11 protein-coding genes are annotated in these 12,846 nt (G+C 67.7%); 5 read left to right on the plus strand and 6 right to left on the minus strand.

What is annotated here, in order from left to right; all coding sequences use genetic code 11:
• Positions 1–8 precede the first annotated feature (8 nt).
• Positions 9–1,619 carry a peptide ABC transporter substrate-binding protein gene (locus HWX07_RS27030; protein WP_175878338.1) on the minus strand — a complete coding sequence of 537 codons (1,611 nt, stop codon included), beginning with the start codon at positions 1,617–1,619 and terminating at the stop codon, positions 9–11.
• 179 nt (positions 1,620–1,798) lie between these two features.
• A complete protein-coding gene (locus tag HWX07_RS27035) occupies positions 1,799–2,377 on the minus strand; it encodes a cupin domain-containing protein (protein ID WP_011548888.1) in 579 nt (192 codons plus the stop codon).
• A 497-nt stretch (positions 2,378–2,874) separates the two neighbouring features.
• On the opposite strand from HWX07_RS27035, the gene HWX07_RS27040 reads away from it, so the two are divergent.
• Entirely contained in the window at positions 2,875–4,395 is a 1,521-nt protein-coding gene (locus HWX07_RS27040) for a peptide MFS transporter (RefSeq protein ID WP_175878339.1), read from the plus strand.
• Between the two features lie 120 nt (positions 4,396–4,515).
• The gene (locus HWX07_RS27045) at positions 4,516–4,722 is read left to right on the plus strand and encodes a hypothetical protein (RefSeq protein ID WP_011694889.1); all 207 of its coding nucleotides are present in this window, start codon (positions 4,516–4,518) and stop codon (positions 4,720–4,722) included.
• A 43-nt stretch (positions 4,723–4,765) separates the two neighbouring features.
• Here HWX07_RS27045 and HWX07_RS27050 read toward each other — a convergent pair whose 3' ends face one another.
• From HWX07_RS27050 to HWX07_RS27060, 3 genes are all read right to left on the minus strand, one after another.
• Positions 4,766–5,890, minus strand: a complete 1,125-nt coding sequence (locus tag HWX07_RS27050) for an OpgC domain-containing protein (protein WP_175878340.1) — start codon at positions 5,888–5,890, stop codon at positions 4,766–4,768.
• A gap of 419 nt (positions 5,891–6,309) precedes the next feature.
• Positions 6,310–7,209, minus strand: coding sequence for an EamA family transporter RarD (gene rarD / locus HWX07_RS27055; RefSeq protein WP_175878341.1), 900 nt, complete (start codon positions 7,207–7,209; stop codon positions 6,310–6,312).
• Positions 7,210–7,227: 18 nt separating this feature from the next.
• Entirely contained in the window at positions 7,228–7,524 is a 297-nt protein-coding gene (locus HWX07_RS27060; RefSeq protein WP_175878342.1) for an acylphosphatase, read from the minus strand.
• Positions 7,525–7,676: 152 nt separating this feature from the next.
• Between HWX07_RS27060 and hpnA the strand changes: the two genes are divergently transcribed.
• A complete protein-coding gene (gene hpnA, locus HWX07_RS27065; protein WP_175878343.1) occupies positions 7,677–8,684 on the plus strand; it encodes a hopanoid-associated sugar epimerase in 1,008 nt (335 codons plus the stop codon).
• A gap of 108 nt (positions 8,685–8,792) precedes the next feature.
• Positions 8,793–10,196, plus strand: a complete 1,404-nt coding sequence (locus HWX07_RS27070; protein ID WP_175878344.1) for a phage tail protein — start codon at positions 8,793–8,795, stop codon at positions 10,194–10,196.
• Between the two features lie 116 nt (positions 10,197–10,312).
• Here HWX07_RS27070 and HWX07_RS27075 read toward each other — a convergent pair whose 3' ends face one another.
• The gene (locus HWX07_RS27075; protein ID WP_175878345.1) at positions 10,313–11,500 is read right to left on the minus strand and encodes a glycosyltransferase; all 1,188 of its coding nucleotides are present in this window, start codon (positions 11,498–11,500) and stop codon (positions 10,313–10,315) included.
• 402 nt (positions 11,501–11,902) lie between these two features.
• On the opposite strand from HWX07_RS27075, the gene ispH reads away from it, so the two are divergent.
• Positions 11,903–12,844 carry a 4-hydroxy-3-methylbut-2-enyl diphosphate reductase gene (gene ispH / locus HWX07_RS27080; RefSeq protein WP_175878346.1) on the plus strand — a complete coding sequence of 314 codons (942 nt, stop codon included), beginning with the start codon at positions 11,903–11,905 and terminating at the stop codon, positions 12,842–12,844.
• Positions 12,845–12,846 lie beyond the last annotated feature (2 nt).

Raw genomic sequence — 12,846 nt, forward strand, 5'->3', positions numbered from 1 at the left:
TCGCTCCGTCAGTGCTTGATCAGGTACATGTCCTGCGAAGCACGCATGTCGATCACGTTCTTCAGCGAGTAGCCGCCCACGTAGGACTTCACGAGACGGTCGGCCGAGTACTGGAACAGCGGCACCATCGGCGTGTCCTTCATCGCCATGTCGTGCGCCTGCGTGAGCAGCGCCGTGCGCGCGTTGTCGTCGAGCTTCTGGTTGCCTTCCTCGACGAGCGCGTCGACCTGCTTGTTGCAGTAGCCGACGGTGTTCTGCGAGCTGCCGCAGCGGATCAGGTCGAAGAAGGTCATCGCGTCGTTGTAGTCGGCGAACCAGCCGTCGCGCGCGATCTGCACCTTGCCGTCATGCCGCTGCTTCATCAGCACCTTGAACTCGACGTTCTCGAGCTTCGTGGTGATGCCGAGCTTCGTACGCCATTCCGATGCGGTGAACAGCGCGACCTTCTTGTGCAGGTCGTTGGTGTTGTACGTGAGCGTGAACGACAGCGGCTTCGCGTCCGAATAGCCGGCCTGCTTCAGCAGGTCCTTCGCGGTCGCGATGCGCTTGGCCATCGGCCACGACGCCCATTCCGGCGTGAACGGCTGCACGCCCTTCGTGCCGTTCGGCATCAGCCCGTACATCGGCTTCTCGCCGGCCTGCGTGAGCTTCGACGTCAGCACGTCGCGATCGATCACCATCGACAGCGCCTGGCGCACGCGCTTGTCCTTCAGTGCCGGGTCGCTGTTGTTCAGGTAGTAGTAGTAGGTGGCGAGCTGCAGGCCCGGGCGCAGTTCGGCGCCGAACTGCTTGCTGACCTGCTGGAAGATGCCCGACGGAATCGAGTAGCTGTAGTCGATCTGCCCGGCCTGGTACATGCGCATCGCGGTTTCGTCGCTTTCGATCGGCAGGTAAGTGACCTTGTTGATCACCACCTTCGACGCGTTCCAGTACTTCGCGTCCTTGGTCGCAACGATGCGGTTGTTCGGCTGCCAGTCGACGAGCTGGTACGCGCCGTTACTGACCAGGTTGCCGGGGCGCGTCCATGCGTCGCCGAACTTCGTCACCACGTCCTTGTTCACCGGCACGAGCGGCGCCATCGCGGTCAGTTCGGGGAAGAACGCGACGGGCACGTCGGTCGTCACTTCCAGCGTGTACGGGTCGACGGCGCGCACGCCGAGCGTGGCCGGCGCGGCCTTGCCGGCGATGATGTCCTTCGAGTTCTTGATGAACTCGACGAGGATCGTGTATTTCGAGCCCGTCTTCGGATCGACGAGGCGCTGCCACGAATAGACGAAATCGGCGGCCGTCACCGGCTGGCCGTTGCTCCACTTCGCGTCGTGGCGAAGCTTGAAGATCCACGTCTGCGGCGTCTTGCGCTCCCACGACAGCGCGACGCCCGGCACGACCTGACCGGCCGCGTCGATGCGCGCGAGCCCTTCGAACAGGTCGAGGCCGATCGTGTTGCCGGTCCACGATTCGATGTGCGCCGGGTCGAGCGATTCGACTTCGGCGGGCACCTGTCGCGTCAGGTCCTGTTGGGGAGCGAGTGCGACGTTCGACGGAACGGTTACGGCGTGGGCGACGGGCGTCAGGGCGAGCGCGGCCAGCACGGCCGACATGGCATGCAAGGATTTCATCGTGGCAGTCTTGAGAAGGTGGTTCGGTGGGCGTCGCGAGGCGGATGCCGCGGCTTACGCGTGAGACGCTGACGGGCGCAGCGATTGAGGAGGCCCGTGATTCTCGTATTGCATGTTAGTATTCCTTACATTTCTTTCGACAGGCATCCCGTCGAATGAAACGAAGGAATACCCGTGCGTTAGAACAGTCGCGGCGTACCGACCCAGACCACCACCGACTCGATCTTCGCGGTGTTGACCCAGCTGTGCGGCACCGTCGACTGATAGTGCGAACTGTCGCCGGCCTGCAGGACGAACGTCTTGCCTTCCAGCGTCAGCGACACTTCCCCTTCAATCACGTACAGGAACTCCTCTCCTGCATGTGTCGTCACCTCGGACCGTTTCTGCCCCGGCGGCATCCTCACGAGGATCGCCTCCAGCTGGCGCCCTTCGGACACGTTCGTCAGCCTCGCGAACAGGTTCGCCGAATCGGCAAACCCGAAGAAGCGCAACTGATCGCCTCGGCACACCGAGCGTTCCTCGCTCGGCGTATCGACGAAGTACTGCACCGTCACACCGAGCGCGTGGGCAATGCCGGCCAGCGACGTCAGTGACGGCGACGCGAGCCCGCGCTCGACTTGAGACAGAAACGGCTTCGAAATCCCCGCGGCGGTAGCGGTGTCGTCGAGCGTGCGCTTCAGACGTTGGCGCAACGCGCGAATCTTGCTGCCCAGTGCGACAGCGTCTGCCGATCGCGAGTTTTCAGTGGGGGGAACCATAGCAGGCCGAAAAGTGGTCGTCAAAAAATGTTTGATGGAAAGTAACTAAGTTAATTGGAGATAGCTTAATCTTCGGGTTCGTACACGCCTTCGGCGTTGAGCCCGGTGCACTAAACAGGGCCCGAAGCGAACGAAACGACGCGCTATCTTGCCAGACTCGCAGGCTTCACAGGCAAGCTGCAAGCGGCTCTCCGGGAATTTGCGGAGAACCGGCGTCAAGCTTACAAGTAGATGATGAGACAAATGTTCCTGAAAGCTGCTGCCATATCGGGAGTTTCCCTAAGTGGCGCGGACCCGACGCACCGGACCGGCAAACGTTACCATTCGCGCGCCGGTCGGGGCCGCGCTCCGCCTTCTCAGGTGGAATCCGACCCCGGCCCGGGCTAACCGCCCGACTGCTCCATCGCCGACGCAAGCCTACCCGGCCTCAGTGCTCCGGCGCCAGTTCGACCCCCAAGGCGACGCGCGATCCGCGCCGTCCGTTTCAAACGAGATTGATGATGCACGCACCTGTTTCACAGACCCGATCGTTTACGACGGTCTTCCTCATCGAAATGTGGGAGCGCTTCGGCTACTACGGCATGGCCGCGCTCCTGGTCCTCTTCATGGTCGACCGGCTCGGCTTCACCGACAGCCACGCGAACCTGACCTGGGGTGCGTTCACCGCACTCGTCTACGCCGCGCCGTCGATCGGCGGCTGGATCGGCGACAAGGTGCTCGGCGCCCGCCGCACGATGATCATCGGCGCGACCGTGCTGTGCGCCGGCTACCTGATGCTCGCGGTGCCGAACGATCACCTGACGTACATGTACGCGTCGCTCGGCGTGATCGTCGTCGGCAACGGCCTGTTCAAGGCCAACGCGGCGAACCTCGTGCGCCGCATCTACGAAGGCGACGACGCGCGCATCGACAGCGCGTTCACGATCTACTACATGGCGGTCAACATCGGCTCGACGGTGTCGATGCTCGCGACGCCGTGGATCAAGGATCACTGGGGCTGGCACACCGCGTTCGCGGTCTGCTGCGGCGGCATGCTGCTCGCGATCCTCAACTTCATGCTGATGCACCGCACGCTCGCGCACGTCGGCTCGCAGCCGGACGACGCGCCGATCCGCTGGAAGCGCCTCGGCGCGGTCGCGGCCGGCGGCGTCGCGCTCGCGCTGATCACGCTGTACGTGCTGCAGCACAAGCAGCTCGCGGTCGCCAGCGTGTGGGCGGCGGCATTCGCGATCCTCGCGATCTTCGCGTACATGATCGCGAAGTCGGAGCGCTCGGAACGCGCCGGCCTGATCGCGGCGCTCGTGCTGATCGGCCAGGTGATCCTGTTCTTCATCTTCTACGTGCAGATGTCGACGTCGCTGACGCTGTTCGCGCTGCGCAACGTCGACCCGCGCTTCATGCTGTTCGGCACGACGCTGTTCACGTGGAGCGCCGCGCAGTTCCAGGCGCTGAACCCGATCTGGATCATGCTGCTGAGCCCGGTGCTCGTGTGGGTCTACAACGCCGTCGCGAAGGGCGGCCGCGACCTGCCGGTCGCCGCGAAGTACGCGCTCGGCTTCGGCGCGGTCGCCGCGGGCTATCTGGTGTTCACGATCAGCGGCCGCTACGCGGTCGACGGCCGCGTGTCGTCGTGGTTCATGGTGTGGGGTTACGGCCTGTACTCGCTCGGCGAGCTGCTGGTGAGCGGCCTCGGCCTCGCGATGATCGCCCGCTACGTGCCGGCGCGCATGAGCGGCTTCATGATGGGCGCGTATTTCGTCGCGACGGGCGTGTCGCAGTATCTGGGCAGCGTCGTCGCGAACTTCGCGCAAATGCCGTCGCACGAACTGCCGGCCACCGAGTCGCTGCCGCTCTACCTGTCGCTGTTCGAGAAGCTCGGCTGGCTCGCCGCGATCGGCATGCTGCTCGCGCTGCTGCTGCTGCCGCTGATGAACCGCCTGTCGCGCCAGCATCAGCGCTGCACGGAAGAACGTCGCGAAGAAGCGTTGCAGGCGCAAGCAGCGGCCGCCGCGCAGTAAGTACTATCCCTCGGCGTGCGGCGTGCACGCCACATTCTCCCGCCAGAAACGCGAACGCGTCCTACACTGGTTGCAGGCAACGCATCCGCGTCGCGAGATGCGCACTGGCGGGAGAACACGATGAAAAGCAAGACAACGCGGCTGTTGAGAATCCTGTCGGACATCCGGCACGCGCAGCGCTGTACCGCGATGCGCGCCGCCCGGGCCGCGGCCGAAGCCGACGCAGTACTCGCGGAGCGCGACGAGCCGGCGCAGGACGAACGCGACGACGCCGAATCCGACGACGCAACCGCCACGCCCCGCTCCCGTATCGGCTCACCTCACTGACCCCGCGCGGCGCCTGCCGCGCCGCACACCACCCTGCGCGCGCCTACGCCGCCGCGCCGCGCCAGCGCGCGATCCACGTTCCCGATCCAGCCACCGCCATCATCAGCCCGAGCGCGCACGCGTCGGCGACGAGGCCCACGCCGACATGCCGCAGATCGGCGCTGCCCGCGACCGGATGCAGCAGCGAATCGATCACGAGCGAGATCGCCGCACCCGCGACGAAGCAGATCAGCCCGCGCTGGCCGACCGCCACGACGGGCCGTACGCCCTGCGCGATCCGCGCGATCCAGCCGAAGCGCACGCAATCGGCCATCAGCCACGCGACGGCCGCGAAGCTCACGACGCGCGGCAGCGCGAGATCGCGCTTGAGCACGCCTTCGGGCACCGGCAGCCCCGAGAACAGCTTGTAGCTCGCGCAGCCGAGCACGATCGCGCACGCGAGCCCGGTCGCCGCGGCGCCCCAACGGCCAAGCGCGACGCGCCGGTAGAACGGCTGGCAGCGCGCGAGCACGCCGGCGACGAACATCAGTTGCCACGCGAACGGATTGAAGCTCCAGCGGAAGCCGTCGGTGTCCAGCAATTCCGGGCCGAGCCAGCCCGCGGCGAGCCACGACGCGGCGCTGATCGCGACGAGCAGCCACGGATGGCGCCGCGCGAACGGCACCAGCACCGGCGACGCGAGCGCGAACAGCACGTACATCGGCAGCACCGACGCGAGATACGGCTGGCGCTGGAACGTCAACAGTTCGGCGAGACCCGTGAGCGGCGACGCGAGCATCACGCTGACGTCGTCGAGCGCGAGGTTCGGCGCATCGATGCCGAAGTGATCGAGCACGGCCGACACGACGAGCATCAGCGTCGACGTCGCGAGAAACGCGCGGTAGATCTGCATCGCGCGCCGCACGAACCGCTGCTGCGCGGCGCGCGCGCCGTGTCGCTCGGCGATCGCGCCATACGCGCTCGCGGTCGCGAAGCCGCCGAGGAACACGAACACCTCGGCCGCATCGCACAGGGCGAAGGCGTGCAGCGTCACGCGCGACAACACGCTCGCGCCGATGTGATCCACGACGATCATCAACAGCACGAGCCCGCGAAAGAAGTCGACTTCGATCAGACGGCCGCTGCGCGACGGCTGCACCATGGCGGAACGCGGCGGGCTCAACGACATGAACGCACCTGCACGACGGCGGTGCGGCACGCACCGGGGAAAGGATCGGGAGAGAGGCGGCGAGCGCGATCAGCGGCGATACGCGTATGCCCGTATCGCGCCAATCCGGCTGGCCAGGCGCGGAGATGACCGTTCATGGAAAAGCTGCATACGAAGGGAAGTCGGTCAGGCCAGTCTAGTAGCCGATCAGGGGAGACCCTAAGTAACAAAGTGCAACCGAATCTTCTGTTCGATTACAAGCGCGAGCGTTGCGCGGCGAAGCAGGCAGCGTCGCCAGATTCGCGTCAGCGCGTCGCCAGTTGGCGGTCAGGATCGAGGGATTCGGCGGGAGTCGGCAGCGCGACGCGCGGTGTTCGACGCTCGGATGAAGCGCGCTGCGCGGGCACGTTCCGCACGGCCGGCGCATCGTGACGATGCGGTTATCCGCGCGCGGGCAAGCGCCGCATCAGCATCGCGCTGTGCCATGCGGTCAGCGCGACGGCGACCCAGATCGGCCCGTACGTCGCGAGCTGCGCGACGCTCAGGGTCTCGCCGAGCAGCAGCAACGACACCACGACGAGCAGCACGGGCTCGACGTAGCCGAGAATCCCGAACAGCGCCATTGGCAGCATCCGGCTCGCCTTCAGGTAGCTCGCGAGCGCGAGCGTGCTGAGGAGGCCGAGCCCCGGCAGCAGCGCGGCCCACAGCAGCGGATGGCCGGCGACGCTCGTTGCGCTCGTCGCGACCATCGCGAACGCGATCGGGCACAGCAGCACGATCTCGATCGCGAAGGCGGCCAGCGAATCGGCGTTGATTCGCCGGCGCAGCACGAAATACGGCGGATAGCCGAGCGCGACGACCAGCGTCGGCCACGCGAACGCGCGCGTCGCCCACACCTCGTGCGCGACGCCGAGCGCGGCACAGGCGACCGCCGCCCATTGCAGGGGGTCGAGCCGTTCGTGATAGTAGAAGCGGCCGACGAGCACCATCGTCAGCGGCAGCAGGAAATAGCCGAGCGACACTTCGAGCATGCGGCCGTGCAGCGGCGCCCACAGGAACAGCCACAGCTGCACGCCGAGCAGGCCCGCGCTCGCCGGCAGCGCGATCAGCAGGCGCCAGTCGCGCGCGCTGCGCCGCGCCAGCTCGACGAGCGCCGGCCAACGGCCGCGCAGCGCGATCAGCGCGAGCGCGCCCGGGGCGGTCCACACGATGCGCCACGCGAAGATGTCGAGCCCGGTGAGCGGCGCGAGCAGTTTCGCGTAAGCCGACATCAGCGCGAACAGCGTCGACGCCATCACCGACAGCGTGAGACCGCGCCCGGCTTCCGGATACCCCGTCATGATCGTTTTGTGCCTTTTTTACTGCTGCTGGAAGCGTTCGAAGCGCTTCTCGGTCCGGCGTTCCTCGAACGTCACCTCGGTCACGCGCGCGGCGGGCGGCCCGTGACGCATCCACGCAAGCATCCGGTCGATCTGCGCGCCGGGGCCCTGGATCATCGCCTCGACGGTGCCGTCCTCGAGATTCGCGACCCAGCCGCGCAGCTTCAGCGCATGCGCCTCGCGCACCGTCGCATGCCGAAAGCCGACACCCTGCACGACGCCGCGCACCCGCACGTAGTAGGTCTCGATCCGTTCGTCCAGTTCATTGCGGCTCATCGCATCGCCCTCCCGTTGCATTCAAGCCCGGCATTGTAGTCGCGTCGGCTGCTTCGCACACGCGCCGGCCGGGCGTCGCCGCGCACGCCGACCACGTACAATCTCGCCGATGCCCAACCGCCGCGCCGCCCGCGCGGCCCCGAAGGAAACGCATGACTGATACTTCCCGCGATCTCGTTCTCGTCACCGGCGCGTCCGGTTTCGTCGGCTCGGCCGTCGCGCGCATCGCGCAGCAAAAAGGCTATGCGGTGCGCGTGCTCGTGCGCGCGACCAGCCCGCGCACGAACGTCGCGGATCTCGACGCCGAGATCGTCACCGGCGACATGCGCGACGAGGCGTCGATGCGCACGGCGCTGCGCGGCGTGCGCTACCTGCTGCACGTGGCGGCCGACTACCGGCTGTGGGCGCCCGATCCCGACGAGATCGAGCGCGCGAACCTCGAAGGCGCGATCGCGACGATGCGCGCGGCCCGCGCGGAAGGCGTCGAGCGGATCGTCTACACGAGCAGCGTCGCGACGCTGAAGGTGACGAGCGCCGGCGATCCGTCCGACGAGAACCGGCCGCTCACGGCCGAGCAGGCGATCGGCGTCTACAAGCGCAGCAAGGTGCTCGCGGAGCGCGCGGTGGAACGGATGATCACCGACGAAGGGCTGCCCGCCGTGATCGTCAATCCGTCGACGCCGATCGGCCCGCGCGACGTGAAGCCGACGCCGACCGGCCGCATCATCGTCGAGGCCGCGCTCGGCAAGATTCCCGCGTTCGTCGATACGGGGCTGAACCTCGTGCACGTCGACGACGTCGCGCACGGCCACTTCCTCGCGCTCGAGCGCGGCCGGATCGGCGAGCGCTACATCCTCGGCGGCGAGAACCTGCCGCTGCAGCAGATGCTCGCGGACATCGCGCAGATGACCGGCCGCAAGGCGCCGACGATCGCGCTGCCGCGCTGGCCGCTGTACCCGCTCGCGGTCGGCGCCGAAGCGGTCGCGAAGTTCACGAAGAAGGAGCCGTTCGTCACCGTCGACGGGTTGCGGATGTCGAAGAACAAGATGTATTTCACGTCCGCGAAGGCCGAGCGCGAGCTCGGCTACCGTGCGCGCCCGTATCGCGAAGGGCTGCGCGATGCGCTGGACTGGTTCGGCTCGGCGGGCTACCTCAAGTAACACAAAGCGGCGCCCCTCGCGCCGCTTTGCGCACTTTGTTACACGTCGCGCGCGGACCGGCATCGGCGCAGCGGTTAAAATCGCGGGTCTTACGCAGAGAAGACACGCATGAACCTGAACGATCAGATCGCTTCGCTCGCCACGGGCGTCGATCAGCTCCTCCACGATCACCACGCCGCCCAGCAGGCGGCACGCAGCGCGGAAGCGTTCGCGCGCGCCGCGGCAGCGGAAGCCCGGGCCGCGGCCGAGCGTCACGCGGCGGCGGAAGCCGAAGCGCAGGCCGCCGCGCAGCGCCACACGGCCGCTGCCGCCGATGCCGAAGCCGCGCAGCGGCGCCATGCCGACGCCACCGCCGCCGCCGAAGCGGCCGCGCAACGTCATACGGATGCCGCCACGCAAGCCGAGGCCGCGTCGCAACGCCATGCGGAAGCCACCGCGCTGACCGAAGCGCTCGCGCAACGTCATGCGGATGCCGAAGCCGCGTCGCAGCGCCACGCGGCGGCGATCGCCGAAGCCGAGGCCGCCGCGCAGCGTCATAACGCCGCCGCGACCGAAGCCGACGCGGCCGCGCAACGTCATGCCGCGGCGACCGCCGAAGCCGAGGCCGCCGCGAAGCGCCATGCGGAAGCGACCGCGGAAGCCGAGGCCGCCGCACAGCGCCACATGGCCGCGATCGCCGAGGCCGAAGCGCTCGCCCAGCGTCACACGCAGGCGCTCGCCGACACGCAGGCCGCCGCCCAGCGTCATGCCGACGCAACCGCCGAAGCCGAAGCCATCACGCGGCGTCACGCCGAAGCGATCGCCCAGGCCGAAGCCGCCGCGCAACGCCACGCCGAAGCGACCGCCGCAGCCGAAGCCATCACGCAGCGCCATACCGAAGCGATCGCCCAGGCCGAAGCGGCCGCGCAGCACCACGCGAAGGCCATCGCCGACGCCGAAGCGCTGGTCGAGGCCGTCGTCAAGGAAGCCGCGACGAGCGCGGTTGCCGCCACGGCGGTGACGGCCGAAGCCGTCGAACCGGCACCGGCGGACACGCCGGCAACGGAGCCGGCCGTACACGCAGCCGCACCGGTTGAGGCCGACGCTGCCGACGTGTCGACTGCGACCGTCGACGCCGAAGCCGCGATCGTCCCGGCGGCGCAAGCCGACTCCGCGATTGCAACCGACACCGCTGCCGCACCGGCCGACAAGGCGACGCTGCACGTCGCGCGCCCGTCCCAGAACGAACTCACGCTGACCATCAACGGCCAGTCGATCACGCTGCATCCGGAGCAACTGGGCCAGCTGATCGAGGAACTCGCGCACGCGCGTGCGTCGATGCAGCCGGAGCCGCCGCCCGGCATTCCGGCCGGCTGGCGTTTCGTGACGACGAAGAACCCGATGATGGCCGTGCAGAAGCAATCGAATGGCGACCGCCTGCTGGTCGCCCGCCACACCGGCTACGGCTGGGTCCCGTTTACGTTCTCGCCGGACGTCGTGGTCCAGATGTACATGATGCTGACGCAGCGGTAAGCTCTCGGCATCGGCACACGACACCGCCGAAAACGAAACAGCCCGACCGGTTCGCACCGATCGGGCTGTTTGCTTTCCGGCTGCCGGGAGGCATGCCTCCCGAGGCACACTCGGCGTCAGCGATCCACCGGCGCCTGCACGCGCGCCTTCCACTGCCCGCCCTTGCCGCGCCAGTAACGCCACGCGGACGCGAACGTCGCGCCCACATAGAACAAAGCGACGAGCGGCAGCGCGGGCGCCCACAGCGGCGAGCGCCGGTAGTAGCGCAGCATCGGCGCATACGCGGCGCACATCGACGCCCATGCGAGCCAGGCCGGCCACGCACGCGCGCCGTAGGCGAGCGCAGCGACGGGCGGCACCAGATAGATGATCGTCATCCCGAGCAGCGTGCCGGCCAGCAGCAGCGGCGAATAGTGCAGTTGCGTGAACGCGGTGCGCGCGATCATGTTCCAGATGTCGCGCCAGCTGTCGTACGGGCGCAGCGACACGCTGCGATCGGCGAGATCGAGCCGGATCGGATGGCGACCGCCGCCGCGATGCTTGATTTGCGCGGCGAGGCTGCAGTCGTCGATCAGCGCGCCGCGAATCGATTCGATGCCGCCCGCTTCTTCCAGCGCCGTGCGCTTCACGAGCATGCAGCCGCCCGCGGCGCCGGCCGTCCGGTTGCGCGGGTTGTTGATCCACGAGAACGGGTACAGCTTCGCGAAGAAGAACACGAACGCCGGAATCAGCGCCTTTTCCCAGAACGAGTCGCAGCGCAGCCGCACCATCAGCGATACGAGATCGCGATGCTCGGCCTGCGCGCGCGTGACGAGCTGCGCGACGGCGTCGGGCGGATGGCCGATGTCGGCATCCGTCAGCAGCAGGTAATCGGCCGGCAGGCCGAGCGTCCGCACCGCCGCGATCCCCTGCGACTGCGCCCACACCTTGCCGGACCAGCCGGCCGGCAGCGGCTTCGCGCTCAGCACCGTCAGCCGGTCGGCACGGTTGATCGCGAGCGCGGCCGCGCGGGCCGCGTCGGCGGTACCGTCGTCGCTGTGGTCGTCGACGATGATCAGGTGGAAGTGGCCCGGATAGTCCTGCTCGAGCAGCGAAGTTGCCGCGCGGGCGATCACGTCGGCTTCGTTGCGCGCCGGCACGACCGCCACGACGGCCGGCCAGCCCGCCTCGGCCGCCGCGCCGCGGGCGTCGGGCGGCAGCGGCCGCGCAGGCTGCGCGCGCCAGAAGCCGCCGCGCGCGACGAGCAGCACGATCCAGATCACCAGCGACAGGCCGGACACCAGGAAAGCGATCGCCAGCATCATCGCCCTGCCTCCTGCCGGGCGCTGGCGGGTTCGACATAAATGGGGGTCGGGCACAAAACACCCGAAACCCCACGAGCGGAAGGGCGATACGCGTAAGAATCGACGGTCATCGAATGGCCTTGAAATGAGCGCGATGGCGGGCAGCCGGAGCGGCCGCCGATGAAACCGCGCAGTTTACCGGGTTCCGCGCGCGCCAGCGCCGACGCGGCTCTCCCACAATTGCAACGGAGCCGATACAGCACCAAAGCACGGACGGCCCGATAGGGTTAAAATGCGCGATTAATTCGGGGTACCGGGGCCTGGCCGGCCGGTTCGTTCCTGCCTTCATAACATCAAGCCGGGGCGAGCAAGCGCGTGCCAAGCGCCTCGAACCCGGCGTTTGTCGTCGGAGTTCGCTCACTTATGCGAGTCATCCTTGCCCAGCCCCGCGGCTTCTGTGCGGGGGTTGTCCGTGCGATCGAGATCGTCGATCGCGCGCTGCAACAGCACGGTGCGCCGGTCTATGTGCGTCACGAGATCGTGCATAACCGGCATGTCGTCGAAAATCTGCGTAATAAAGGGGCACGATTCGTTGAGGAGCTCGACGAGGTGCCGCACGGCGCTGTCGCGATCTTCAGCGCGCACGGTGTCGCCCAGACGGTCGAGCGCGACGCGCAGACGCGCGGGCTCGACGTGCTCGACGCGACCTGCCCACTCGTCACGAAAGTGCACGTGCAGGGGCGCCAGTACGTCGGGGCGGGCCGCCGGCTGATCCTGATCGGCCACGCGGGCCACCCGGAAGTCGAGGGCACGATCGGCCAGATTCCGGCCGAGGTGATCCTCGTGCAGAGCGAAGCAGAAGTCGATACGCTGACGTTGCCCGTCGATACGCCGGTCGCGTACATCACGCAGACCACGCTGTCGGTCGACGACACGCGCGGCATCATCGAAGCGCTGCAGCGCCGGTTCACCGACCTCGTCGGCCCGGATACGCGCGACATCTGCTATGCCACGCAGAATCGCCAGGCCGCCGTGCGCGAGCTGAGCGAACAGGTTGAAGTGCTGCTCGTCGTCGGCGCGACGAACAGCTCGAACTCGAACCGCCTGCGCGAGATCGGCACCGAAAGCGGTGTACCGAGCTATCTCGTCGCCGACGGCTCGGAAGTGAAGGCCGAATGGTTCGCGGGCGTGCAGACGGTCGGCCTGACCGCCGGCGCGTCGGCGCCCGAAGAAATGGTCGAGGATGTAATTGGCGCGCTGCGCGCGCTGGGGCCCGTCGATGTCGCGACGATGGCGGGCCGTGAAGAAAAAGTCGAATTCAAGTTGCCGGCGAAGCTCACGCAAGCTGTCGCCCGCGAAGTTTAAGG

The organism is Burkholderia sp. BCC0097 (assembly GCF_902832985.1).
Lineage (GTDB): Bacteria > Pseudomonadota > Gammaproteobacteria > Burkholderiales > Burkholderiaceae > Burkholderia > Burkholderia orbicola.